Raw genomic sequence first — 22,489 nt, forward strand, 5'->3', positions numbered from 1 at the left:
TTTTTTTGTCCGTATGAGCGCCTTCAGTCTTATACCGTAGGTGAAAATAAATAATGTGAAAAGAGTTAGCTGGGGCGGGGGGGGGCTGGAGCCCCACCCCACAGGATAACCTTCTTTGTGGGGGGGGGCCACCCCCCCCGCCCCATCCTCATCTAACTATTATCACTTTATTTATTTGCACCTACTTAATACGACTGAAGTCGCTAATACGAACAACTAATCATTAATTGCATTCAGCAAAACTTCTGCTAAAGTCATATCTGCCATATCATCCATTGTCACTGTATCGCAAATATCGAACTTAGCACCAGCACCTTGCAAGTCATCATCCAACGCTTTTAAAAACCGACTAGCAGTAGCATCAGAACCTACTTGAATCATCGAAATTGCTAACTCTTCATCTGTATCCATTTGGCGCGATGCTTCGATAATTACTCGCATTACACCTTTGCGATCGTCCGGTTCCCCATCAGTAACAACTATAATTGTTTCACCACCCGCCTTAGTTTGTCCAGTAGCTTTGCGCTGAAAATATTGCTTAACTGCATCCTCCAAAACTCCAGCCAAATTAGTTGTACCAGCCGGATCATTTTCTTGGAAAATTTGCTCAACCTTACTAGAAGTCACATTATCATAACGCTTAAATCGACTAGAAAATAAGTAAACCGTAATCCCATCCGGGTCAAATTGTTCGCATTTTCTCGCCAATGCTAAAGTAGATTCTTGTGCAGCTTCCCAACGACTCCTTCCACCCACTTGATCGGGAGTAGACATACTGCCACTTTTGTCAATTATTAATGTATAATCTCGGTCTTGCATAATAACCTCTCTGGGACTAGGGACTAGGGACTAGGGACTAGGAAAACTTTTCACTTACTAAAATGTAACTAATCACTCTTATTTTCCAGTGACAAACCAAAAGTAATGGATAATCAATCAGAGAAAATTTTATCAATTATCCATTACCAATTTTACCTAATCATTAATCGCATTTAACAGCACTTCACTCAGAGTGAAACCTTCCATATCATCTAAGGTGACTGTATCAACAATGTCAAACTTTGCTCCCGCATTTTGCAATTCATCATCTAAAACCTTGAGAAACTTAGTTGCTGTTTGATCTGTGCCAACCTGAATTAATGAAATTGCTAATTCTTCATCTCTGTCTATTTGACGCGATGCTTCAATAATTACTCGCATTACTGCTTTGCGATCGTCTGGTTCACCATCGGTAATTACCAAAATTATCTCACCATTTGGCTTAGTTTCTCCCGCTGCTTTTCGCTGTAAATAACTATCAGTAGCATTTTTTAAAACCCCAGCCAAATCAGTAGTTCCAGATGGGTCATTTTCTTGGAAAATTTGAGCAACTTTATCAGATGTTACATTATCGTAACGCTTAAATCGACCAGAAAATAAGTAAACCGTAATCCCATCTGGATCGAACTGTTCGCATTTTCTCGCTAATGCTAAAGTTGACTCCTGTGCAGCTTGCCAACGAGTTCTATTCCCCGGTTGGTCTGGGGTAGACATACTACCGCTTTTGTCAATAATTAGTGTATAGTCGCGTTCTTCAAGCATAGAACCTCCAGCCCATACAAAACTAATCGAAAAATCTTTTCTTGTTCCTCATCTAGCCTATCCTAATTTCTTCAAAAGAAATTGACTTAGCTAGAAAAAATTTGTAAATATTTCTTAGCTGCAATTGCAATACCAAACTTTCAACCCAATCCTAGAGTATATAAATTTACCAGAACTCTGCTTAAACCTAGCTATTAAGATTGAGTTTCTTTCAAGGCTTGCAAGTAATCAATTGCTGCTTCCAATTTTGATGAATAACTATAGGCAAATTCTTCAAACCAAAGACCTTCAGCCGATCGCGGATTTAACTTCTTCAACCAAGCTTCTGCTTCTTTAGTTAACGCTTGTCTTTGCTGTTGTTTGATTCTCTCCTGTCTGATTTTCTCTTCTTTGATTTGTTCTTGCCTTTTCAGTTCTTCGGCTTTGTCCTGTTCGGCAAATTCCGCTTTCATTTGCGACAGTAAAGCATCTTCCGGTGAAGTAGGAGAAAAGGATTTTTGCCTTGATTTTGTTGGCGGTGGTAAGTTGGGTAATTTCGGCTCGATCGCATTTTCCCTTTTCGCCGGAGGTGGCTTTTTCCCTTGCCCTGGATTATCCTTCTCTTGATACTCAGATTTTAACTGAGCCAATATATCATCGATCGATTCCATAATTGCTTAGCCCTCATAACTACTAACCACTAAATTGCAGAATCTTCCCTCATAAAACTCTTAATCAACAATTGCATTCAACAGCACTTCCGTCAGAGTCATATCTTCCATATCATCAATAGTAACTGTATCTACAATGTCAAATTTTGCTCCCGCACCTTGCAACTCATCATCTAAAACTTTCAAGAAAGTTCTGGCTTGTTGATCGGTCCCAACTTGAATAAAAGTAATCGCTAACTCTTCATCTTTATCCATTTTGCGTGAAGCTTCAATAATTACTCGCATTACAGCTTTGCGATCGTCCGGTTCTCCATCCGTAACTACAACAATTGTTTCCCCATTCAGCTTAGTTTGTCTAGCAGCTTTCCGCCGAAAATAATCATTAGTTGCATCCAGTAAAACACCCGCTAAATCTGTCCTTCCTGAAGGTTCATTTTCCCGGAAAATATCACTAACTTTATTAGAAGTCACATTATCGTAACGCTTAAATTTTCCCGAAAATACGTAAACCGTCAGCCCATCAGGATCTAATTCTTCACATTTACTGGCGATCGCTATAGTAGACTCTTCCATCGCCGCCCAGCGACTCTTCCCACCAGGCTGATCTTTACTCGCCATACTACCGCTTTTGTCAATAATTAATGTATAATCTCGATTTTCTAACATAAATCCTATCTCCATTAAATATTGCTAATTCCAAGGTATCAAAACCTTACCCACATCAACATTCACCCAAAAGCTAAAAAAGCAGAGGAAAGTTTAACTCTCCCCTACTTTCTTCTAGTATGTAGTTGCGCTTCAGCGCTATAAGAGCGCTAAAGCGCAACTACGTACTTTTATGCAGCTTCCTTCTGGTACGTAGTTGCGCTTCAGCGCTATAAGAGCGCTAAAGCGCAACTACTTACTTTTATGCAGCAGCTAAAGTAGTTGCTAAAGGTTCCCAGCGGAAATAGCGATCGCCACCCATCTCCACCGCCAACTTCAATCGCGGCTCCATCTTCGGTAACATCGTTAAATACTCAATCTCCTGACGAGACAAAATCTGTCCCTCAATGATCCACAACAACAGTCCCTTAGACTTAGGCGGTAAATTTTCCAATTGAGTACTCAGCAGTGGCGGTAAATAGTAAACATAACCCACAGCCGCCCCAGAACCCAAACTTTTCTTACCCAAATGTGGCGGACGTACCCCATGCACTGCAGTCAAGTAAGCACTCAGATCGCCTAAACCCTTAGCAGAAATGTTCAAGCTTGTATAGCCCGCAGCCCTGATCCGCCTTTGGTAACGACCCTCAAAACCCCCTTCTAGTGGCACATAGAGTGCTAGCGCCCCAGAACTTTCCAAATCTTTAATCAGTTGACTACCAGTTGTAATTAATGCCATAAATTCGTCTTCTATCGTCTGTGGCTAACTGCCCGATCGCTTCATGAAGCTTCAAACAAATATAGTAATTTTAGTCTTTGATCAACCAATCCAGAAATAGAACTTACTTTTCATTCCCATAGCAAAAGCACAATAGGCTACCAATCCCAACTTTGTTCCCCAGTCCCGTAGAACAGGCATCTTGCCTGTTATTCCCAGTCCCGCAAAATATCTTTGCCATCATCTAGACAATTCTTAAAATATGGTCTATAGTAAACAATTGTGGTCAAAATTTCAGTAACTCTGCTCTCACTCAAGAGTGGCAAGAATACTTGAATAGAGCCAAACGGATAGATGCGCTCGGTCAACTTTGGCAGCCGGAACACCAACAGCTTGAGCCAAAGAGTAACCCAAAGGTGGGCGGTACTGTCAAGTAAACCAACAAGCCACATTATTTTATCTGGCTAAACAAAAGGATACTGAGTAGGGAAACGGCATCATAAATATTTTGGACACACGGATAAAGTTAATGATGCCGTGTCCCTACTTAAGTCCGAGTGCCAGCAAAAAATGACCAGGCTATTGCTTGGCCTACCAAACAGCTTTAAATAGCAAGTTGACGCTAATAATCGGACTTCCGAGAAGTAAAACTTTGGGAAGTCCAAAAATGTTCTGAGTGCGATCTTGCTTAGGTTACAACCATCTAATCTCAAAGACCGAACATCTGGAAACAGTTCAATTACATTCAACTGAAACCAGAAGAGTGTAGTCAGAAAAACGGGTTCTCCAAAAGGGAATCTGGGGAATTGTAGCGCGTAAATTAAGGAGAGACCACATACTGTGGCGATCGGAATCCTCGGCACCAAATTAGGCATGACCCAAATCTTTGACGCAACAGGAAAAGCCATTCCTGTTACCGTAGTTCAAGCCGGGCCATGCCCCGTAACGCAGATTAAGACCAAAGAAACAGACGGTTATACTGCAATCCAACTCGGATTTGGCGAAGCTAGTTCCAAGGCAATCAACAAGCCAGAAAAAGGACACTTAGCCAAATCTAACAGTGCGCCCTTGCGTCACCTGCGCGAGTATCGCTTAGATAATCCCAGTGAATATCAACTGGGTCAAGAAATTAAAGTAGATATATTTGCCCCAGATCAAATCGTGGACGTTGTAGGCACAAGCATTGGTAAAGGCTTTGCCGGATATCAAAAACGCCACAACTTTAAACGGGGGCCAATGGCTCACGGTTCCAAAAACCATAGGCTTCCAGGCTCTACGGGTGCTGGTACGACACCAGGAAGAGTCTATCCGGGTAAGCGGATGGCAGGACGTTTAGGCGGAGAGCGAGTCACCATTCGCAAACTAACAGTAGTTAGCGTCGATGCCGAACGCAACTTGATTTTAATTAAGGGAGCATTGCCCGGTAAACCAGGTGCTTTGCTCAGTATTACACCAGAGAAAAAGGTCGGCAAATAGTAGGGGGGATTCATGAATCGCCCGTACTGGTCATTAGTCACTAATAACCAATGACAAATGACGAATAACAAAGGACAAAGAATATGGTTAACTGTGTAGTAAAAAACTGGGAAGGGCAAGAAGTTGGGCAAGCAACTTTAGAGTTGAAAGTTGCTAAAGAAGAGAATGCCTCTCACATTGTCCACCGCGCACTGGTAAGGCAAATGACCAATGCACGGCAAGGAACAGTCAGCACCAAAACTCGATCGGAAGTGAGTGGTGGCGGTCGCAAACCTTGGCGACAAAAAGGAACCGGACGCGCTAGAGCAGGTTCGATTCGTTCTCCATTATGGCGTGGTGGTGGTGTAATTTTCGGGCCAAAACCCAGAGAATTTAACATCAACATGAACCGCAAAGAACGGAGGTTAGCTCTGAGAACAGCGTTAATGAGCCGGGATGGGGATCTGATAGTAATCGAAAGTTTTGCCGAAAAATTTCCTCGACCGAAGACCAAAGAGTTAGTAACGGCACTTACTCGTTGGGGTGTAGAACCAGAAGCAAAAGTTTTGTTGATTGTTTCGGAAAAAGACGAAAACCTTTACTTATCAGCCCGGAATATTGCCAAGTTGAAATTGATTTTGGCAGATTGCTTGAATGTCTACGATTTACTGTGGGCAGATAAGTTAGTGACCACACCGGAAGCTCTGGCAAAAATACAGGAGGTCTACAGTGAGTGAGTTTGATCCTCGCTATCTAGCCGATATTGTTTATCGCCCGATCGTGACTGAAAAAGCAACTATTCTCATGGAGCAGAATAAGTACACTTTTGAAGTTACTCCCAAAGCGAGTAAACCAGAAATTAAGGCAGCGATCGAAAATTTATTTGATGTCAAAGTGGTAAGTGTAAACACCATTTTGCCACCGAGAAAACAACGTCGAGTCGGCAAATTTACTGGGTTTAAGGCGAGATATAAAAAAGCGATCGTCACCATAGCACCCGACGACGTAGAAAAAGTTAGACAAACCCTGTTCCCAGAAGTTTAATCCCACCAAACGAGAGCAAAACTTCTTAGCACAGAACTGAGGACGCAAAACAATGGGCACCCGTTCCTTTAGGCCATACACACCCGGTACTCGACAATGTACCATCTCCGATTTCTCCGAAATCACCAAAAGTGAACCAGAGAAATCCCTAACAGTATCAAATCATCGGCCAAAAGGCCGCAACAATCGCGGCGTAATTACCAGTCGTCGTCGTGGTGGTGGACACAAACGCCTCTACCGCATCGTTGACTTTCGCCGCGACAAACACAACATCCCAGCCAAAGTAGCAGCAATAGAATACGACCCCAACCGTAATGCACGGCTGGCTCTCCTGTTCTACAGAGACGGCGAAAAGCGTTACATCCTTCATCCCAACGGTTTAGGAGTGGGAACGGAAATAATCTCCGGGCCAGATGCTCCCTTTGAAATCGGTAACGCACTACCTTTAGGTAACATTCCCTTGGGTACAAACGTTCACAACGTCGAACTAGTAGCAGGTAAAGGCGCTCAAATCGTTCGTGCCGCTGGCGCTACCGCCCAAGTCGTAGCAAAAGAAGGGAACTACGTCACCCTGAAATTACCATCAGGCGAAGTTCGGATGATTCGCCGCGAATGCTACGCCACTATCGGTCAAGTAGGCAATATTGACGCAAGAAACCTCAGCACCGGAAAAGCAGGTCGGAACCGATGGAAAGGCCGCCGTCCCAAAGTTAGAGGTAGCGTCATGAACCCCGTAGACCACCCACATGGCGGTGGTGAGGGTAGAGCACCGATCGGTAGAAGTGGGCCAGTTACACCTTGGGGTAAACCAACCTTGGGTGCAAAAACTCGCAAACCGAAAAAACCCAGCAGCAAATTAATCGTGCGTCGTCGCCGCAAATCGTCTAAACGCGGTCGTGGCGGTCGGGATGCTTAAGAAAGTTATGAGTTAAGAGTTATTAAATTAAAACTCAAAACTCAAAACTCAAAACTTAAAACTTAAAACTCAAAACTCAGAAACTATGGGTCGATCATTAAAAAAAGGGCTTTTCGTAGCCGATCATTTGATGAGCAAAATTGAAGCTCTAAACGAAAGAAAAGAAAAACAAGTAATCAAAACTTGGTCTAGGGCTTCTACCATCCTGCCGCAAATGGTAGGTCATACCATCGCCGTACACAACGGTCGTCAGCACGTACCAGTTTACATTTCTGACCAGATGGTGGGACATAAATTAGGCGAATTTGCGCCAACTCGCACCTTTAAGGGGCATTCCAAAAAAGATGTTAAAGCTCGTCGATAATTTGTTTTGTCATTAGTCATTGGTCATCAGTCATTGGTCAAGAGATTAAAAAAGGACGAGTGACAAATAACGAATGACAAAAGTGGAGAAAAATATGGCTGACAACACTGAAATAAAAGCGATCGCACGTTACATACGAATGTCACCGTATAAAGTACGTCGCGTTCTCGATCAAATTCGTGGGCGCTCCTATCGGGATGCTTTAATCATTCTGGAGTTTATGCCCTACAAAGCTTGTGAACCAGTCCTCAAAGTATTGCGTTCCGCCGTTGCCAACGCCGAGCATAACGCAGGCTTAGACCCGCAAAAATTAGTCGTCAGCACAGCTTTTGCTGATGGTGGCCCTAGCTTAAAACGGTTCCGCCCTAGAGCGCAAGGACGTGCATACCAAATTCGCAAGCCAACTTGTCACATCACAGTTGCCGTTGCTGAAGCAGAACAATAACTAGGAGGAAAGATTTTTAGATTTAGATTGCAGATCGCAAAACCCCAAAATCTAAAATCTAAAATCTAAAATCTGAAATTACGTTGAGGACGTATCAGTGGGACAAAAAATTCATCCAGTTGGTTTTCGTTTAGGCATCACCCAAGAGCACCGCTCTCGGTGGTTCGCTAACCCATCTCGTTACCCGGAGATCTTAGAAGAAGACCACAAAATTCGCGGGTATGTTGAGAAGAAACTCAATCAAGAACAAAAAGCAGGCATTTCCGATGTCAAAATCGAACGGAAAGCCGACCAAATCGATTTAGAAATTCGTACTGCTAGGCCAGGGGTAGTAGTGGGAAGAGGCGGTACAGGAATTGAGACCCTGCGACTCGGACTACAACAAGCCTTGGGCAACAATCGTCAAATCCGCGTCAACGTTGTGGAAGTCACAAAAGTTGATGCTGACGCTAACTTAATCGCAGAATACATCGCCCAACAGCTAGAAAAACGGGTTTCCTTCCGTAGAGTAGTTCGCCAAGCCATTCAACGCGCTCAAAGAGCCGGAATCGAAGGGATTAAAGTCCAAGTTAGCGGTCGTTTAAACGGCGCAGAAATCGCTCGAACTGAATGGACAAGAGAAGGTCGCGTACCTTTGCATACCTTACGGGCAGATATCGATTTTGCATATCAGACCGCTAAAACCATTTATGGCATTTTGGGCGTAAAAGTCTGGGTTTTCAAAGGTGAAATTATCCCCGGACAAGAACGAGTAGAAGCTGCTCCCGCTCCCGGAGGAAATAATCGCCGTCGCCAACCAAACAAACGCCGCCAGCAGTTTGAAGACCGTTCTAATGAGGGATAAAGAGTATGTTAAGTCCTAAAAGAACAAAATTCCGTAAACAACAACGCGGGCGGATGACAGGTTTGGCTTATCGGGGTAGTGACCTTAACTTCGGTGATTTCGGTCTGCAAGCCCTAGAACCCGCTTGGATCACTTCTCGGCAAATAGAAGCCAGTCGTCGGGCGATGACTCGCTACATTCGTCGGGGTGGCAAAATCTGGATTCGGATTTTCCCAGACAAACCTGTAACGATGCGCCCCGCAGAAACTCGGATGGGTTCCGGTAAAGGTGCTCCTGAGTTTTGGGTAGCTGTGGTTAAGCCAGGAAGAATCATGTTTGAAATCACTGGTGTACCCGAAGAAACCGCTCGTGAAGCTATGCGTTTGGCTGCTAATAAGTTGCCAATTAAAACTAAATTTGTCGTGCGTTCTCAGGAGCAGGTTTAAGATGCCTTTATCAAAGATTTCTGAAGCCAGAGACTTGTCCGACGCGGAACTAGCCAAGGAAATACTCGAAATTAAACAACAATTGTTCAAGTTGCGCTTACAAAAAGCAACTCAAAAGTTGGAAAAGTCACACCAGTTTAAACACGCTAAACATCGTCTAGCTCAATTATTAATGGTGGAAGGCGAACGTCAAAAAGCAGCTGCTCAAGGGAAACCGGAAGCAGAACAGGAGTAGAGAGCAATGGCTGTTAAAGAAAGAGTCGGATTAGTTGTTAGTAACAAGATGCAAAAAACGGTGGTGGTGGCGATCGAAAACCGTTCCCCTCACCCCAAATACGGCAAAATCGTGGTGCGAACCAAAAAATATAAAGCCCATGATGAGGAAAATAAGTGTCAGATGGGCGATCGCGTTCGCATCCGGGAAACTCGTCCTTTAAGCCGTACCAAACGCTGGGAAGTTGCCGAAATTCTCACCACCAAACAGTAAGTAATTCGGTGACAAATTACCCTTCTAATTAATCACCAATTACCAAAATTAAGCGAGTAAAACCGTGATTCAACCCCAAACCTACCTCAATGTTGCTGATAATAGCGGAGCCAAACAATTAATGTGTATCCGGGTTTTAGGTGCCGGAAACAGCCGCTATGGTCATGTGGGTGATGTGATTATCGCCGTCGTTAAAGACGCAATCCCCAACATGGCAGTGAAAAAATCAGACGTAGTGCGGGCAGTCATCGTGCGTACCAAAAAAGCTCTGCGTCGCGAAAGCGGCATGAGCATTCGTTTCGACGATAACGCCGCCGTCATCATCAACGCCGATGGCAACCCCAAAGGCACTCGCGTTTTCGGCCCCGTAGCCCGGGAACTGCGTGACAAAAACTACACCAAAATAGTTTCCCTCGCCCCGGAGGTGCTGTAATGGCTCAAACTAAAAAAGGCGAAAAAGTGCGCTATAAACTGCACGTAAAAAAAGGTGACACCGTACAAGTAATCTCCGGCAAAGATAAAGGCAAAGTTGGAGAAATTCTGCGGGCAATACCTGAAGAAAGTCAGGTAGTTGTTCAAGGTGTAAACATCAGAACTAAGCACGTTAAACCCCAACAAGAAGGTGAATCAGGTCGGATTATTACTTTTGAAGCACCTATTCACAGTTCTAATGTCATGCACTATTCCACTAAGCAAAATGTCGCTAGTCGCATTTGCTATACCTTTAATGAAGCTGGTAAAAAAGTGCGTAAGTTGAAGAAAACAGGGGAAATAATCGACAAATAAAATGATTTTCGATTTTCGATTGTCGGGTGCTAAACAAATCCCCAGAGAATCTAAAAAATCCCAAATCCCAAATCCCAAATCCCAAATTAAAAATTTCCTGACCAAGCCCAGGAAGAACAGGTAAAACCAATGACACAAAGACTAAAAACGGTTTATCAAGAAACAGTTGTTCCTAAACTGAAGGAACAATTCAATTACACGAATATTCATCAGGTACCGAAGATCATTAAAGTGACCCTGAACAGAGGTTTAGGAGAAGCGGCTAGTAATGCTAAAGCTTTGGAATCTTCGCTGACTGAAATTGGTTTAATCGCTGGTCAAAAACCAGTAGTCACCAGAGCGAAAAAAGCGATCGCAGGTTTTAAAATCCGTGAAGGAATGCCAGTGGGAATTATGGTGACTTTACGGGGCGATCGAATGTATGCTTTTCTCGATCGATTAATCAACCTAGCATTACCCCGGATTAGAGACTTTCGCGGAATCAGCCCTAAAAGCTTCGATGGTCGTGGTAACTACAGCTTAGGCGTAAGAGAACAACTGATATTTCCCGAAATCGAATACGACAGAATCGACCAAATTCGTGGCATGGACATCTCCATTATTACCACAGCCAAAACCGACGAAGAAGGCCGCGCCTTACTCAAGGCTTTTGGGATGCCATTCCGCGATCAATAAGGAGGAAAAGATGGCGGTAAACGACACAATTGCAGATATGCTAACGCGCATCCGCAACGCAAACTTAGCGCGGCATCAAACCACAAAGGTTCCCGCAACAAAAATGACTCGCTCAATAGCTAAAGTTCTACAAGATGAAGGCTTCATTGGGGAGTTTGTTGAGGATGGCGAAGGTGTACAAAAACATCTCGTAATCTCTTTGAAATATAAAGGAAAAAATCGTCAACCGATTATTACTGCTCTTAAAAGAGTTAGTAAACCAGGATTGCGAGTTTACTCAAATCGTAAAGACTTACCGAGAGTTTTGGGTGGAATTGGCATTGCGATCATCTCTACTTCTAGTGGGATTATGACCGATCGAGAAGCCCGCCGCCAAAATGTAGGTGGAGAGGTACTTTGCTATGTCTGGTAGTAGTCTTTGTCATTAGTCATTGGTCATTAGTTATTAGTTAACTAAGATTCGCTTTCCCGACTAGTTATAGAGAACTCATACAAATGACAAATGACATAAGACAAATGACAAGTGATAAATAACAGAGGAAAAATTTGTCATGTCTCGGATTGGTAAGCGTCCTATTAGCATACCTAATAAGGTAACAGTGGCAATTGAAGACCAAAAAATTGCCGTCAAAGGACCAAAAGGAGAATTATCTAGAGTCCTACCCGAAGGAATCATCGTCCAGCAAGAGGGTGAAACCTTAAACGTGGTTCGGGAAAACGACTCCCGTACACTCCGTCAGCTACACGGATTATCTCGCACCTTAGTCGCCAACATGGTAGAAGGTGTTTCCAATGGATTCCAACGCCGCTTAGAAATTCAAGGGGTTGGTTATCGGGCGAGAGTAGACGCTGGCAACCTGGTTTTAGTTGTCGGCTACAGCCACGAAGTCAAAATCGAACCACCACCAGGCATCCAAATGGCAGTGGAAGGTAACGTCAACGTCACAGTTAGTGGCATCGACAAAGAACTAGTGGGTAATCTGGCAGCTAAAATTCGTGCCGTCCGCCCACCAGAAGTTTATAAAGGCAAAGGCATTCGCTATGCCGGAGAAGTAGTAAGACGCAAAGCTGGTAAAGCTGGTAAGGCAGGGAAGAAATGAAGCTTACTCGCAGAGAATCAAAAGAAAATCGTCATCGTCGGATTCGTCGCAAGGTTTTTGGAACACCAGAACGTCCCCGTTTGGCAGTATTTCGTTCCCACGAGCATATCTATGCTCAAGTGATCGACGATACTCAACATCACACCTTAGTTGCTGCTTCTACAGTAGAGCCATCCTTAAGAGAAAGTTTGGACTCCAAATCTACCTGTGCAGCTTCCACCGAAGTAGGTAAATTAATCGCCCAGCGTTCTCTAGAAAAAGGCATTCAAAAAGTCGTCTTTGACCGGGGTGGTAATCTGTATCATGGTCGGATTAAAGCTCTGGCTGATGCAGCCCGTGAAGCTGGATTAGATTTTTAATTGTCATTAGTCATTGGTCATTGGTCATTTGTGAAAGAAAAAACAAATGACACATAACAACTGACAAATGACAAATAACAAACAATCAAGGAAAAAATATGGCAGAAAAAGAGAAAGGTCGCGGTAAAAAAGGCAGCCGCACTAAAGAAAAAGAAACTACCTGGCAAGAACGGGTGATTCAAATCCGTCGGGTCAGCAAAGTAGTTAAGGGTGGGAAAAAACTTAGCTTCCGTGCGATCGTAGTTGTAGGCAACGAACGCGGTCAAGTCGGAGTCGGCGTTGGTAAAGCTAGCGACGTAATCGGCGCAGTGAGAAAAGGCGTAGCTGACGGGAAAAAACACTTAATTGATATTCCCCTCACTAAGTCTAATTCCATTCCTCACCCCATCAAAGGCAAAGGCGGCGGAGCTAAAGTTATGATGCGTCCAGCCGCCCCTGGTACAGGGGTAATCGCAGGTGGCGCAGTCCGTACCGTATTGGAATTAGCCGGAGTTCGCAACATTCTAGCCAAACAACTCGGCTCTAGCAACCCATTGAATAACGCCAGAGCTACCGTTAACGCCCTAGAAACCTTGAGAACCTTCACCGAAGTAGCTGAAGACCGGGGAATCCCACTAGAAAATATTTTCGGTTAGTTATTGGTCATGAGTCATTAGTCATTGGATAAAAGAATCAATCTCATTTCTACAAATGACAAATGACAAATAACAAATGACAAATGACTAAAAAACTAAGGAAAAAAGACTATGAGACTCAATGATGCTCTGCCTAAAGAAGGCTCAAAAAAACGCCGCCGCCGTCTAGGTCGGGGTGTTTCTGCTGGACAAGGTGCTAGCGCTGGTAAAGGGATGCGCGGTCAAAAAGCTCGTTCCGGTGGCAGCACTCGACCCGGATTTGAAGGTGGACAACAACCCTTGTACCGTCGGATACCCAAGTTAAAGCACTTTACGGTAATTAATCCTCGCCAGTACACTACGATCAATGTAAGCAAACTGGCATCCCTCCCAGCTAATACTGAAGTAACCCTGGATTCGCTCATGGAAGCTGGTATTATCACAGCTAACAATGGGCCACTGAAACTCTTGGGAGATGGAGAGTTAAGCACACCTTTGCGAGTAACAGCCGCAGCTTTTACAGCTGGAGCCCGCAGCAAAATTGAAGCCGCAGGTGGCACCTGTGAAGTAGTAGAGAAGACCAGAGGTTAACCTAAGACCTAGCTATTGCCAGGATACTTGCTAAGTAAAGGCTACGCGATACGTGCTACGCACACACTCCGTGAACGCAAGCGAGGTAAACCGGAAATTATGATCAGTCGAGAAAAAGCTCCCACGGCTCAGGAGACATTCGCTCAAATGGCCCAAGCAGCCGGACTTCGCGGTAGGCTGCTTGTCACTCTAGGACTGTTAATTTTGGTAAGATTGGGCGTTTTCTTACCAGTACCAGGAATTAATCGCGAAGCATTTCGAGCGCAAGTGCAAAACAGCCCCTTAGTTGGCTTGTTGGATTTGTTCTCTGGAGGCGGTATCGTTGCCTTGGGTATTTTTGCCTTGGGTATTCTGCCTTTCATTAATGCTTCGATTATCTTGCAGCTACTCACCGCCGCCCTTCCTTCTTTAGAAAATCTCCAGAAAAATGAAGGGGAAGCAGGTCGCCGGAAGATTTCCCAGTGGACGCGCTATGTAGCTCTGGTATGGGCTGTAATTCAAAGTATTGGCATTTCTATTTGGGTTAGTCCATTTGCAGAAGGAGGGAATCCCGGATTTTGGTTCTATGCCAAAACCGTCATCGCTCTCACCGCAGGCTCTATGTTTGTGATGTGGGTTTCCGAACTGATTACAGAGCGTGGACTTGGTAATGGCGCTTCTCTGCTGATTTTTCTAAATATTGTGGCAGTTGTACCAAAGTCTTTTGCCGCTACTATTGATTTGGCTCAGACAGGCGGTAGAGAAATTATCGGTAAGGTAATTATTCTCTTGGTTGTATTCCTGGTAATGATTGTCGGGATTGTTTTTGTCCAAGAAGGTAGTCGCCGGATTCCCATTATTTCTGCACGTCGTCAAGTCGGGCGTAAGTTGTATTTAGAAAAAAGCAGTTACTTGCCTTTGCGTTTGAATCAAGGCGGGGTAATGCCAATTATCTTTGCCTCTGCTGTCCTGTTTTTACCTGCTTCTTTGGCAAATTTTGTCCAAAATGAAACTTTAAATAGAATAGCAGCGACTTATCTGAATCCTAGTAGTCCAGTTTATGTGATTACTTATTTGGTGTTGATTCTTTTCTTCAGCTATTTCTACTCTTCGTTGATTGTCAACCCAGTAGATTTGGCACAAAACCTCAAGAAAATGGGTTCTAGTATTCCCGGTATTCGCCCTGGTAAAGCTACTAGCGAATATGTGGAAAGAGTTCTCAACCGCTTGACTTTTTTGGGTGCAGTTTTCTTGGGTGTGGTGGCAATTGTACCTACAGCAGTGGAAAGTGCTACTGTGGGAACTTTTAGAGGGTTGGGCGCAACTTCTCTGTTGATTCTGGTTGGTGTGGCGATCGATACGTCAAAACAAATCCAGACTTATGTAATTTCTCAACGATATGAAGGAATGGTGAAAGAGTAGTGGCAGTGACGCGATTGATTTTTCTGGGAGCGCCTGGGGCAGGTAAGGGAACTCAAGCCCAAAAGGTGGCTGAGTTATGTCATATTCCCCATATTTCTACTGGGGAAATTTTACGCAATGAGGTGGCTCAAGGTACTGATTTAGGCATCCAAGCTAAGTCATATCAAGAAAAGGGCGAACTTGTTCCAGACCAACTGATTTTGGATATGGTACTCCATAGATTATCTGAAGCTGATGCTCAGTCAGGTTGGATCTTAGATGGGTTTCCTCGCAATGTGGCTCAAGCTAAGTTTTTGGATGAACTGCTGGAGAAATTACAGCAACATTGCGATCGCGTAATCAACCTAGAAGTCCCAGATCAAATCATCGTCGATCGGTTGCTCAAACGCGGTAGAAAAGATGATACCGAAGAAGTAATTCGTCGTCGTTTGGAAGTTTATCGCTCCCAAACCGCACCCTTGATTGATTACTATAACGAGCGTCACCTACTCGTCTCTATTCAAGGTAATCAATCGATGGAAGAAGTTACAGCTTCTTTGAAAAAAGCTGTCGATTTAGATTGCTCAACGCCATGATTTTTCCCTGATAAATTGAATGGGTTCTCAACCAACCCATTCAAAAATCTCTCCCTGGTACCGTCAGGTGAAAACCAGCAAATTTGCTACGTTATGTTAAAATGTTCTAGGTTCGTCCTGTGTCGCCCTAGAAAAATCATCTGGTCGCAGTTTCAAATCATAATAATATTGTCGAGTTGAGGAAAAAAACAATTGTCTAAACAAGACTTAATTGAGATGGAAGGAACCGTAACTGAATCATTACCTAATGCCATGTTCAGGGTAGACCTGGATAATGGGTTTAATGTTTTAGCCCATATTTCCGGGAAGATTCGCCGTAATTACATCAAAATCTTACCAGGCGATCGCGTCAAAGTAGAGCTAACTCCCTACGACTTAACCAAAGGTCGGATTACTTATCGCTTACGGAAAAAGTAAGAATAAATTGATCAAAGCCTCTAAGTCAGTAATCAGTTAACTCTAACTTAGACGTTACTAGACTGACAAATAAAATAGGAAATGATATAATATTTAGTTTGTAGTCGAAGCCAAAAAAGGCATGAAAGTTAGAGCATCAGTTCGGAAAATCTGTGAAAAATGCCGCGTGATCCGTAGACGCGGTAGAGTTATGGTCATCTGCTCCAATCCGAAGCACAAACAACGCCAAGGTTAATTAAAGCAGGATCTATTTAAGAGCATTTTAGTTCTAGAAAACTTTTGTAGCAACCATCAAAGATTAGGGGGAAGCAAGCGTGGCTAGAATTGCCGGGGTAGACCTTCCGCGTGACAAGCGGGTAGAAATCGGTCTGACCTACATTTATGGAATCGGGTTAACTAGGTCTAAAGAAATTCTCGCCGAGACCAAAATTAATCCCGACACTCGCGTTAAAGACCTTAGTGATGCTGAAGTCGCAGCACTGAGAGCTTCAGTAGAAAGTAACTACCAAGTAGAAGGAGATCTCAGGCGCTGGGAAGCAATGAACATCAAGCGCCTGATTGACATTGCTAGTTATCGCGGTCGTCGTCATCGTAGCGGATTACCAGTGCGGGGACAAAGAACTCGTACCAACGCTCGGACTCGTCGCGGTAGACGTTTAACTGTGGCAGGTAAGAAGAAAGCACCAGCTAAGAAGTAAGACTTTGGGTAGTAACCCGATACAGAATCCCAGAATATTACAACCAACAAGTTAAGTTAAAACCCAGCGATAGAGCGATATGGCGCGACAACAAACAGCAAGAAAACCAGGGACGAAAAAGCAAAAACGCAATGTACCCAATGGTGTAGCTTACATTCAGTCAACTTTTAACAACACGATCGTCACCATTAGCGATCAGAATGGCGACGTGATCTCTTGGGCTTCCGCAGGATCGAGTGGCTTTAAGGGAGCGAAAAAAGGTACTCCCTTTGCGGCTCAAACAGCGGCAGAAGGTGCAGCGAGACGGGCGATCGATCAAGGAATGCGGCAAATCGAAGTCATGGTGAGTGGACCTGGTGCAGGTCGGGAAACCGCAATCAGAGCACTTCAAGGCGCAGGATTAGAAATTACCTTGATTCGAGATATTACTCCCATTCCTCACAACGGCTGTCGCCCACCCAAACGTCGCCGCGTGTAGACAAGGGACTGTTTTCCCAGAGTGTGTACTCAAGGAATACGAGTCTTCTCACCATTAAAAAAGGTGAGTATTTTGCTCTTGTAAGCATCTGGACAATTCAGCTAAAAGCAAATAGGGTAGGCAGCTTTTATCCGCCTGCCAACGGATCTAGGAAGAACGGGGGAGACGAAGTGGCGCAGTTTCACATTGAATGTGTCGAGTCTAACATTGAGAAAAATCGGGGTCAATACAGCAAATTTGTCCTAGAGCCACTGGAAAGAGGTCAAGGAACCACTGTGGGCAACGCATTAAGGCGCGTACTACTGTCCAATTTACCAGGAACAGCAGTCACTGCCGTCCGCATCGCCGGAGTTAATCACGAGTTTGCCACAATTCCAGGAGTGCGGGAAGACGTGCTGGAGATTCTTTTAAACATGAAAGAAATAGTCTTCAAAAGTCACGCTTCAGGCCCGCAAATTGGTCGTCTAGTGGCAACAAGCCCCGGAACAGTGATTGCATCCCAATTTGACTTACCTTCGGAAGTAGAGGTAGTAGACCCCAGTCAATATGTCGCAACACTGTCACCAGGAGCCAAATTAGAAATTGAATTTCGGATGGAAACCGGAAAGGGTTATCGTTCCGTAGACCGAGGACATGATGAATCCGCCGCTTTGGATTTCCTCCAAATTGACGCAGTATTTATGCCAGTTCGTAAGGTAAACTACAGCGTTGAAGAAGTGCGGGCTGACGGTTCTCAAGAAAAAGACCGTCTGCTGATGGAAATTTGGACGAATGGCAGCATTAGTCCTCAAGAAGCATTATCGCAAGCGGCGAATCTGTTAGTGGATTTATTCCAGCCGCTAACTGATATTAGCACTCATGCGATCGGACCCGAACCATCAGACGAACAAGACCCGACCAGCCAAATTCCGATCGAAGAATTGCACCTCTCAGTTCGGGCATATAACTGTTTAAAACGGGCACAAATTAACTCAGTAGCAGACCTACTGGATTACACCCAGGAAGATTTACTGGAAATCAAAAACTTTGGTCAGAAATCAGCCGAAGAAGTGATCGAAGCTTTACAAAAACGCTTGGGGATCACTTTGCCGAAAGAGAAATCTGCCAAACCTAACGCTTAATAAATAGTTTTAAGTGATGAGTTATGAGTTTTAAGTTATTAATTAAATTCAAAACTCAAAATTCAAAACTCAAAACTCAAAACTTTTTCAAGGTAAACAAGGAAAACTTATGCGTCACGGTCGTCGTATCCCACAACTAAGTAAACCAGCTGACCAGCGAAAAGCGCTGTTAAGAGCGCTGACAACCCAATTATTACGTCATGGTCGGATTGAAACTACAGTTCCTAGAGCTAAAGCTATTCGATCCCAAGCCGATCGGATTATCACCTTAGCCAAAGATGGTTCCTTATCTGCCCGTCGCCAAGCAATGGGCTATCTTTACGATAAACAGTTAGTTCACGCCTTATTTGAACAAGTCGGACAACGGTACAGCGATCGTAAAGGTGGCTATACTCGCATTCTGCGGACTGTTAGCCGTCGCGGCGACAACGCAGAAATGGCAATTATTGAGCTAGTGTAAGCCGATGCCAGGATTTTTGAGATTTGAGATTGACTATGACTAATCCAGAATCGGAAATCGAAAATCTCAAATCATCACGGCGAGTTGCCTTGGTGATTCAATACCTTGGCACTCATTTTCACGGTTGGCAAAGACAAAAAGGACAGCGCACGGTACAAGAAGAGATCGAAAAAGTACTCGCTTGCATCGAAAATCGACCAGTCACCCTTTACGGTGCGGGAAGAACCGATGCTGGTGTCCACGCAGCTGCTCAAGTAGCTCACTTTGAAACTACAGGTTCGATCCCTCCTGAAAAATGGGCGACAGTTCTCAATACTCAACTGCCTAAAGATATATTAGTACTGGCATCAGCCCAAGTAGATTCTAGATGGCACGCTCGCTTTTCAGCCCTTTGGCGACGTTATCGGTACACCATATATACAGATAGCCAACCAAACTTGTTTGTTAGACCCTTTGCTTGGCATTATTATTATGCGCCACTAGACTCAACCAAGATGCAAGCCGCCCTCGATCCCATGATTGGGAAGCATGATTTGACAGCTTTCCATCGTTCTAACTCCGGTCGCGCTCACTCTTGGGTAGAAGTTCAAGCGGCAAAATGCGTTTGCGAAGGCGCATTCATCCATATCGAAATTCAAGCTAATGGCTTTTTGTATGGCATGGTGCGGCTACTGGTGGGACTGCTAGTGCAGGTGGGTAAAGGAGAGACTTCGCCAGAAGAATTTACCAAACTTTGGGTCAACCAACGTCGCGACGAAGTGAAATATGCAGCACCCGCTAACGGACTGTGTTTGCTGCGCGTTGGCTATCCCGAATTTCCCTTTCCCCCAGAAGTTTGGTTTGATAACCAACCTAAATTTACATTCTCGCAACCAACATCTCAATTTTAGATTTTCGATTTCCGATTTTCGATTTGTGATTAATTGAAACAACTATTTTCATCTCAAATTAGATTCAGCAATCTAAAAATCCCAAATCTAAAAATCTAAAAATCTAAAATCTAAAATCTAAAATTTCCCAGGTCAATCATAAGAAAGATGAACAAAACCTACTTACCTCCACAAAATGCCGATCGTCCCTGGTTTGTGATCGATGCCGCTGACCAACGTCTGGGAAGACTAGCAAGTGAAATTGCTGTAATTCTCAGAGGCAAAAATCTCCCACAATATACCCCACACCTAGATACAGGTGGCTTTGTAGTTGTGGTAAACGCCGAAAAAGTCCAAGTTACAGGCAAAAAACGCAGCCAAAAAACTTACCACCGCCACTCCGGTAGACCAGGTGGGATGAAAACCGAAACTTTTGCCCAACTACAACAACGTATTCCTGAGAGAATTATCGAACAAGCTGTTAAGGGAATGTTGCCGAAAAACTCTTTAGGTAGAAGCTTATTTACCAAACTAAAAGTTTATTCTGGCCCTGACCACCCCCACAAAGCACAAAAACCCCAAGAAGTTAAAATTAATACTATTCCCGGAGGAGAAGGATAATGCAGGCAATAGAACAAAGCGATCGCACCGTCACCAACGATCGCGTCATGTACTGGGGAACAGGTCGGCGGAAATCTGCGATCGCCAGAGTCCGTCTAGTACCCGGAAGCGGTCAAATGACCATCAACGGCAAACCCGGAGACTTATATCTCCAATTCAACCCAGCTTTCCTGATCGTCGCTAAAGCACCATTAGAAACCTTGGGACTAGAAAACGATTACGATGTCATCGTTAAAGCTGAAGGTGGTGGAGTCGCAGGACAAGCAGATGCTATCCGTTTAGGCGTAGCTAGAGCACTCTGTCAACTAGACCCAGACAACCGTAAACCCTTAAAAACCGAAGGGTATCTCACCCGCGATCCCAGAGCCAAAGAACGGAAGAAATACGGTTTACACAAAGCTCGCAAAGCACCTCAGTACTCCAAACGTTAAAATAGTTATTGGTCATTGGTCATTGGTCATTGGTGAATGGGTTAACAAATGACTTATGACTTATGACAAATAACAAAAACCCTGTGAACACAAGATCTTGAGGAAAAAGCAAAATGGCAAAACCAGATATTCACCCCAAATGGTATCCAGAAGCAAAAGTTTACTGTAACGGTCAAGTAGTTATGACCGTTGGTTCTACCAAACCAGAACTTCACGTTGATGTTTGGTCAGGGAACCATCCTTACTACACTGGTACACAAAAGATTATCGACACCGAAGGACGAGTCGAACGCTTCCGCCGCAAATATGGAATGTTGGAAGGCGAAGAAGGACAAGCACAACCTCAGAGAGGCGGTGGCAAAAAGAAAAAGTAGCAGGCTAGTCATATTGTCGGTAGTCCGTTGTTTGTAGCCTTACCTACTAACAACCTACCTTTAACTTTTAATTCACTAACAACTGACAACAACTGGCAACTGACTATGGCTGAAACTTACCTGCTCGATAAACTTAACTCTGTTGAACAAACTTTCAACGAACTAAACCGACGACTGGCAGATCCCGATGTAGCGATCGATCCTACAGAATATCAAAAAGTGGCTAAAGCCCGTTCTTCTTTGGAAGAAGTGGTGAACACTTATGAAGAGTGGAAAACTGCTCAAGAAGAGTTAGTCGGTGCTAAACAAGTTCTTAAAGAAGCCAACGGCGATGCAGAATTACAAGAAATCGCCGCTTTGGAAGTAAAAGAACTAGAAGAGAAAATAGAACAACTGGAAACAAGACTAACAATCCTGCTTCTTCCCCGCGATCCTAACGATGACAAAAACATCATGTTAGAAATTCGGGCGGGAACAGGAGGCGATGAAGCTAGTATTTGGGCTGGCGACTTGTTGCGGATGTATTCGCGCTACGCGGAAGGTCAAGGCTGGCAAGTAAAAATGCTCAGTGAGTCCTTGGCGGAAATGGGCGGTTTTAAAGAAGTCGTTTTGGAAATTCAGGGCGATCAAGTTTACAGTAAGCTGAAATTTGAAGCGGGAGTTCACCGAGTCCAAAGAGTACCTGTAACTGAAGCTGGTGGTAGAGTTCACACTTCTACGGCTACCGTTGCGGTAATGCCAGAAGTGGATGATGTGGAAGTACATATCGATCCGAAGGATATTGAACTGACTACAGCGAGGTCTGGTGGTGCTGGTGGACAAAACGTGAACAAGGTGGAAACAGCGGTTGACTTGTTTCACAAGCCTACAGGAATTCGCATTTTTTGTACTCAAGAACGTAGCCAGCTACAAAACAAAGAACGGGCGATGCAAATTTTGCGGGCTCGGCTTTATGAAATGGAACTGCGGAAACAGCAAGAGGAAGTATCTTCGATGCGCTTGAAGCAGGTTGGTACTGGTTCTCGATCGGAAAAAATTCGCACCTACAATTACAAAGATAACCGGGTGACTGACCATCGCCTGAACCAAAACTTTTCCCTGAACAGCTTTCTGGAAGGGGATATCGAAGACACAATTCAAGCTTGTATTTCTCAAGATCAGCAGCAGCGGTTAGCAGAACTAACCGCTGCTAGTTCATAAGGAAAGTGAACTACCCCAACTAACCTACGGTATAGTTGGGGCTTCTAACTTCATAGGGGAGTGCCAAAGAACGGACTTGCGACCGCCCTTTGGACTTACCTCCCCTCCGCTAGCAGAAACGGCTGTTCCATCCGTTTGTAAAATT

Annotated in this window: 36 protein-coding genes; 31 read left to right on the top strand and 5 right to left on the bottom strand. The window is 44.3% G+C overall.

Annotation, left to right across the window (positions count from 1 at the left end):
- Positions 1–216 precede the first annotated feature (216 nt).
- The 5 genes from ACE1CC_RS14600 to ndhN all read right to left on the bottom strand — a co-directional run bounded on the left by ACE1CC_RS14600 (position 217) and on the right by ndhN (position 3,615).
- Positions 217–822, bottom strand: a complete 606-nt coding sequence (locus ACE1CC_RS14600) for a vWA domain-containing protein (protein ID WP_413271194.1) — start codon at positions 820–822, stop codon at positions 217–219.
- A gap of 153 nt (positions 823–975) precedes the next feature.
- The gene (locus tag ACE1CC_RS14605) at positions 976–1,581 is read right to left on the bottom strand and encodes a vWA domain-containing protein (RefSeq protein WP_413271164.1); all 606 of its coding nucleotides are present in this window, start codon (positions 1,579–1,581) and stop codon (positions 976–978) included.
- Positions 1,582–1,775: 194 nt separating this feature from the next.
- Complete coding sequence (locus ACE1CC_RS14610; protein ID WP_413271165.1) at positions 1,776–2,231, bottom strand: salt stress protein, Slr1339 family; 456 nt, start codon at positions 2,229–2,231, stop codon at positions 1,776–1,778.
- Between the two features lie 60 nt (positions 2,232–2,291).
- The gene (locus tag ACE1CC_RS14615; RefSeq protein ID WP_413271166.1) at positions 2,292–2,897 is read right to left on the bottom strand and encodes a vWA domain-containing protein; all 606 of its coding nucleotides are present in this window, start codon (positions 2,895–2,897) and stop codon (positions 2,292–2,294) included.
- Between the two features lie 241 nt (positions 2,898–3,138).
- Positions 3,139–3,615: an NAD(P)H-quinone oxidoreductase subunit N gene (ndhN, locus tag ACE1CC_RS14620; protein WP_413271167.1), complete on the bottom strand. Its 477-nt coding sequence runs from the start codon at positions 3,613–3,615 to the stop codon at positions 3,139–3,141.
- A gap of 819 nt (positions 3,616–4,434) precedes the next feature.
- Here ndhN and rplC point away from each other — a divergent pair.
- The 31 genes from rplC to prfA all read left to right on the top strand — a co-directional run bounded on the left by rplC (position 4,435) and on the right by prfA (position 22,344).
- Entirely contained in the window at positions 4,435–5,070 is a 636-nt protein-coding gene (rplC, locus tag ACE1CC_RS14625) for a 50S ribosomal protein L3 (protein WP_413271168.1), read from the top strand.
- Positions 5,071–5,153: 83 nt separating this feature from the next.
- Positions 5,154–5,786, top strand: a complete 633-nt coding sequence (gene rplD, locus ACE1CC_RS14630) for a 50S ribosomal protein L4 (RefSeq protein ID WP_413271169.1) — start codon at positions 5,154–5,156, stop codon at positions 5,784–5,786.
- Complete coding sequence (locus ACE1CC_RS14635; RefSeq protein WP_413271170.1) at positions 5,779–6,093, top strand: 50S ribosomal protein L23; 315 nt, start codon at positions 5,779–5,781, stop codon at positions 6,091–6,093. Before rplD ends, ACE1CC_RS14635 begins: the two co-directional genes overlap by 8 nt.
- Positions 6,094–6,145: 52 nt before the next feature.
- Positions 6,146–7,009 carry a 50S ribosomal protein L2 gene (rplB, locus tag ACE1CC_RS14640; protein ID WP_413271171.1) on the top strand — a complete coding sequence of 288 codons (864 nt, stop codon included), beginning with the start codon at positions 6,146–6,148 and terminating at the stop codon, positions 7,007–7,009.
- Between the two features lie 85 nt (positions 7,010–7,094).
- Entirely contained in the window at positions 7,095–7,373 is a 279-nt protein-coding gene (gene rpsS / locus ACE1CC_RS14645; RefSeq protein ID WP_413271172.1) for a 30S ribosomal protein S19, read from the top strand.
- Positions 7,374–7,467: 94 nt separating this feature from the next.
- Positions 7,468–7,818, top strand: a complete 351-nt coding sequence (rplV, locus tag ACE1CC_RS14650; RefSeq protein WP_413271173.1) for a 50S ribosomal protein L22 — start codon at positions 7,468–7,470, stop codon at positions 7,816–7,818.
- A 97-nt stretch (positions 7,819–7,915) separates the two neighbouring features.
- Positions 7,916–8,662 (top strand): 30S ribosomal protein S3, encoded by a 747-nt coding sequence (rpsC, locus tag ACE1CC_RS14655; protein WP_413271174.1) that lies wholly within the window; start codon positions 7,916–7,918, stop codon positions 8,660–8,662.
- Between the two features lie 5 nt (positions 8,663–8,667).
- On the top strand, positions 8,668–9,087 hold the full coding sequence (rplP, locus tag ACE1CC_RS14660) for a 50S ribosomal protein L16 (RefSeq protein WP_413271175.1): 420 nt from the start codon (positions 8,668–8,670) through the stop codon (positions 9,085–9,087).
- A gap of 1 nt (position 9,088) precedes the next feature.
- Entirely contained in the window at positions 9,089–9,322 is a 234-nt protein-coding gene (rpmC, locus tag ACE1CC_RS14665) for a 50S ribosomal protein L29 (RefSeq protein ID WP_413271176.1), read from the top strand.
- 6 nt (positions 9,323–9,328) lie between these two features.
- Positions 9,329–9,574 carry a 30S ribosomal protein S17 gene (rpsQ, locus tag ACE1CC_RS14670; protein ID WP_413271177.1) on the top strand — a complete coding sequence of 82 codons (246 nt, stop codon included), beginning with the start codon at positions 9,329–9,331 and terminating at the stop codon, positions 9,572–9,574.
- A 64-nt stretch (positions 9,575–9,638) separates the two neighbouring features.
- A complete protein-coding gene (gene rplN, locus ACE1CC_RS14675) occupies positions 9,639–10,007 on the top strand; it encodes a 50S ribosomal protein L14 (RefSeq protein WP_413271178.1) in 369 nt (122 codons plus the stop codon).
- Complete coding sequence (gene rplX, locus ACE1CC_RS14680) at positions 10,007–10,360, top strand: 50S ribosomal protein L24 (protein ID WP_413271179.1); 354 nt, start codon at positions 10,007–10,009, stop codon at positions 10,358–10,360. The genes rplN and rplX overlap by 1 nt, the downstream gene beginning before the upstream one ends.
- A 129-nt stretch (positions 10,361–10,489) precedes the next feature.
- Entirely contained in the window at positions 10,490–11,035 is a 546-nt protein-coding gene (rplE, locus tag ACE1CC_RS14685) for a 50S ribosomal protein L5 (RefSeq protein WP_413271180.1), read from the top strand.
- A gap of 10 nt (positions 11,036–11,045) precedes the next feature.
- Positions 11,046–11,447 (top strand): 30S ribosomal protein S8, encoded by a 402-nt coding sequence (rpsH, locus tag ACE1CC_RS14690; RefSeq protein ID WP_413271181.1) that lies wholly within the window; start codon positions 11,046–11,048, stop codon positions 11,445–11,447.
- Between the two features lie 139 nt (positions 11,448–11,586).
- On the top strand, positions 11,587–12,135 hold the full coding sequence (gene rplF, locus ACE1CC_RS14695; protein WP_413271182.1) for a 50S ribosomal protein L6: 549 nt from the start codon (positions 11,587–11,589) through the stop codon (positions 12,133–12,135).
- Positions 12,132–12,494 (top strand): 50S ribosomal protein L18, encoded by a 363-nt coding sequence (rplR, locus tag ACE1CC_RS14700; RefSeq protein WP_413271183.1) that lies wholly within the window; start codon positions 12,132–12,134, stop codon positions 12,492–12,494. The genes rplF and rplR overlap by 4 nt, the downstream gene beginning before the upstream one ends.
- 98 nt (positions 12,495–12,592) lie before the next feature.
- Positions 12,593–13,129, top strand: coding sequence for a 30S ribosomal protein S5 (gene rpsE / locus ACE1CC_RS14705; RefSeq protein WP_413268252.1), 537 nt, complete (start codon positions 12,593–12,595; stop codon positions 13,127–13,129).
- A gap of 111 nt (positions 13,130–13,240) precedes the next feature.
- Positions 13,241–13,699, top strand: a complete 459-nt coding sequence (gene rplO / locus ACE1CC_RS14710) for a 50S ribosomal protein L15 (RefSeq protein ID WP_413271184.1) — start codon at positions 13,241–13,243, stop codon at positions 13,697–13,699.
- A gap of 96 nt (positions 13,700–13,795) precedes the next feature.
- A complete protein-coding gene (gene secY, locus ACE1CC_RS14715; protein ID WP_413271195.1) occupies positions 13,796–15,100 on the top strand; it encodes a preprotein translocase subunit SecY in 1,305 nt (434 codons plus the stop codon).
- Between the two features lie 5 nt (positions 15,101–15,105).
- The gene (locus tag ACE1CC_RS14720; RefSeq protein ID WP_413271196.1) at positions 15,106–15,675 is read left to right on the top strand and encodes an adenylate kinase; all 570 of its coding nucleotides are present in this window, start codon (positions 15,106–15,108) and stop codon (positions 15,673–15,675) included.
- A 192-nt stretch (positions 15,676–15,867) separates the two neighbouring features.
- On the top strand, positions 15,868–16,092 hold the full coding sequence (gene infA, locus ACE1CC_RS14725; protein ID WP_006276978.1) for a translation initiation factor IF-1: 225 nt from the start codon (positions 15,868–15,870) through the stop codon (positions 16,090–16,092).
- 121 nt (positions 16,093–16,213) lie between these two features.
- Positions 16,214–16,327 (top strand): 50S ribosomal protein L36, encoded by a 114-nt coding sequence (gene rpmJ / locus ACE1CC_RS14730; protein ID WP_071782548.1) that lies wholly within the window; start codon positions 16,214–16,216, stop codon positions 16,325–16,327.
- 79 nt (positions 16,328–16,406) lie between these two features.
- Positions 16,407–16,790, top strand: a complete 384-nt coding sequence (rpsM, locus tag ACE1CC_RS14735; RefSeq protein WP_413271185.1) for a 30S ribosomal protein S13 — start codon at positions 16,407–16,409, stop codon at positions 16,788–16,790.
- Between the two features lie 79 nt (positions 16,791–16,869).
- The gene (gene rpsK, locus ACE1CC_RS14740) at positions 16,870–17,268 is read left to right on the top strand and encodes a 30S ribosomal protein S11 (RefSeq protein ID WP_413271186.1); all 399 of its coding nucleotides are present in this window, start codon (positions 16,870–16,872) and stop codon (positions 17,266–17,268) included.
- Positions 17,269–17,438: 170 nt separating this feature from the next.
- Positions 17,439–18,389, top strand: a complete 951-nt coding sequence (locus ACE1CC_RS14745) for a DNA-directed RNA polymerase subunit alpha (RefSeq protein ID WP_413271187.1) — start codon at positions 17,439–17,441, stop codon at positions 18,387–18,389.
- Between the two features lie 109 nt (positions 18,390–18,498).
- Positions 18,499–18,849 carry a 50S ribosomal protein L17 gene (gene rplQ, locus ACE1CC_RS14750; RefSeq protein ID WP_413271188.1) on the top strand — a complete coding sequence of 117 codons (351 nt, stop codon included), beginning with the start codon at positions 18,499–18,501 and terminating at the stop codon, positions 18,847–18,849.
- Between the two features lie 35 nt (positions 18,850–18,884).
- Positions 18,885–19,739, top strand: a complete 855-nt coding sequence (truA, locus tag ACE1CC_RS14755) for a tRNA pseudouridine(38-40) synthase TruA (protein ID WP_413271189.1) — start codon at positions 18,885–18,887, stop codon at positions 19,737–19,739.
- Positions 19,740–19,886: 147 nt separating this feature from the next.
- Positions 19,887–20,339 carry a 50S ribosomal protein L13 gene (gene rplM, locus ACE1CC_RS14760; RefSeq protein ID WP_413271190.1) on the top strand — a complete coding sequence of 151 codons (453 nt, stop codon included), beginning with the start codon at positions 19,887–19,889 and terminating at the stop codon, positions 20,337–20,339.
- Positions 20,339–20,770, top strand: coding sequence for a 30S ribosomal protein S9 (gene rpsI, locus ACE1CC_RS14765; protein WP_413271191.1), 432 nt, complete (start codon positions 20,339–20,341; stop codon positions 20,768–20,770). Before rplM ends, rpsI begins: the two co-directional genes overlap by 1 nt.
- Positions 20,771–20,883: 113 nt before the next feature.
- A complete protein-coding gene (gene rpmE / locus ACE1CC_RS14770) occupies positions 20,884–21,144 on the top strand; it encodes a 50S ribosomal protein L31 (protein WP_413271192.1) in 261 nt (86 codons plus the stop codon).
- 105 nt (positions 21,145–21,249) lie between these two features.
- Entirely contained in the window at positions 21,250–22,344 is a 1,095-nt protein-coding gene (prfA, locus tag ACE1CC_RS14775; protein ID WP_413271193.1) for a peptide chain release factor 1, read from the top strand.
- The last annotated feature ends 145 nt before the right edge of the window (positions 22,345–22,489 follow it).

It is taken from the genome of Floridaenema aerugineum BLCC-F46, from assembly GCF_041929345.1.
In the GTDB taxonomy this organism is placed as follows: domain Bacteria; phylum Cyanobacteriota; class Cyanobacteriia; order Cyanobacteriales; family Aerosakkonemataceae; genus Floridanema; species Floridanema aerugineum.

Coding starts and splice junctions, on each gene's coding strand:
- rpmE (WP_413271192.1), top strand. CDS start 20,884: ATGGCAAAACCAGATATTCACCCCAAATGGTATCCAGAAGCAAAAGTT.
- rplM (WP_413271190.1), top strand. CDS start 19,887: ATGAACAAAACCTACTTACCTCCACAAAATGCCGATCGTCCCTGGTTT.
- rplX (WP_413271179.1), top strand. CDS start 10,007: ATGGCTCAAACTAAAAAAGGCGAAAAAGTGCGCTATAAACTGCACGTA.
- prfA (WP_413271193.1), top strand. CDS start 21,250: ATGGCTGAAACTTACCTGCTCGATAAACTTAACTCTGTTGAACAAACT.
- rpmC (WP_413271176.1), top strand. CDS start 9,089: ATGCCTTTATCAAAGATTTCTGAAGCCAGAGACTTGTCCGACGCGGAA.
- rplE (WP_413271180.1), top strand. CDS start 10,490: ATGACACAAAGACTAAAAACGGTTTATCAAGAAACAGTTGTTCCTAAA.
- ACE1CC_RS14615 (WP_413271166.1), bottom strand. CDS start 2,897: ATGTTAGAAAATCGAGATTATACATTAATTATTGACAAAAGCGGTAGT.
- rpsI (WP_413271191.1), top strand. CDS start 20,339: ATGCAGGCAATAGAACAAAGCGATCGCACCGTCACCAACGATCGCGTC.
- ACE1CC_RS14610 (WP_413271165.1), bottom strand. CDS start 2,231: ATGGAATCGATCGATGATATATTGGCTCAGTTAAAATCTGAGTATCAA.
- ndhN (WP_413271167.1), bottom strand. CDS start 3,615: ATGGCATTAATTACAACTGGTAGTCAACTGATTAAAGATTTGGAAAGT.
- rpsH (WP_413271181.1), top strand. CDS start 11,046: ATGGCGGTAAACGACACAATTGCAGATATGCTAACGCGCATCCGCAAC.
- rplD (WP_413271169.1), top strand. CDS start 5,154: ATGGTTAACTGTGTAGTAAAAAACTGGGAAGGGCAAGAAGTTGGGCAA.
- rplB (WP_413271171.1), top strand. CDS start 6,146: ATGGGCACCCGTTCCTTTAGGCCATACACACCCGGTACTCGACAATGT.
- ACE1CC_RS14605 (WP_413271164.1), bottom strand. CDS start 1,581: ATGCTTGAAGAACGCGACTATACACTAATTATTGACAAAAGCGGTAGT.
- rpsE (WP_413268252.1), top strand. CDS start 12,593: ATGGCAGAAAAAGAGAAAGGTCGCGGTAAAAAAGGCAGCCGCACTAAA.
- rplR (WP_413271183.1), top strand. CDS start 12,132: ATGAAGCTTACTCGCAGAGAATCAAAAGAAAATCGTCATCGTCGGATT.
- rplQ (WP_413271188.1), top strand. CDS start 18,499: ATGCGTCACGGTCGTCGTATCCCACAACTAAGTAAACCAGCTGACCAG.
- rplV (WP_413271173.1), top strand. CDS start 7,468: ATGGCTGACAACACTGAAATAAAAGCGATCGCACGTTACATACGAATG.
- truA (WP_413271189.1), top strand. CDS start 18,885: ATGACTAATCCAGAATCGGAAATCGAAAATCTCAAATCATCACGGCGA.
- rpsS (WP_413271172.1), top strand. CDS start 7,095: ATGGGTCGATCATTAAAAAAAGGGCTTTTCGTAGCCGATCATTTGATG.
- rplO (WP_413271184.1), top strand. CDS start 13,241: ATGAGACTCAATGATGCTCTGCCTAAAGAAGGCTCAAAAAAACGCCGC.
- rpsQ (WP_413271177.1), top strand. CDS start 9,329: ATGGCTGTTAAAGAAAGAGTCGGATTAGTTGTTAGTAACAAGATGCAA.
- rpmJ (WP_071782548.1), top strand. CDS start 16,214: ATGAAAGTTAGAGCATCAGTTCGGAAAATCTGTGAAAAATGCCGCGTG.
- rplF (WP_413271182.1), top strand. CDS start 11,587: ATGTCTCGGATTGGTAAGCGTCCTATTAGCATACCTAATAAGGTAACA.
- rplP (WP_413271175.1), top strand. CDS start 8,668: ATGTTAAGTCCTAAAAGAACAAAATTCCGTAAACAACAACGCGGGCGG.
- rpsK (WP_413271186.1), top strand. CDS start 16,870: ATGGCGCGACAACAAACAGCAAGAAAACCAGGGACGAAAAAGCAAAAA.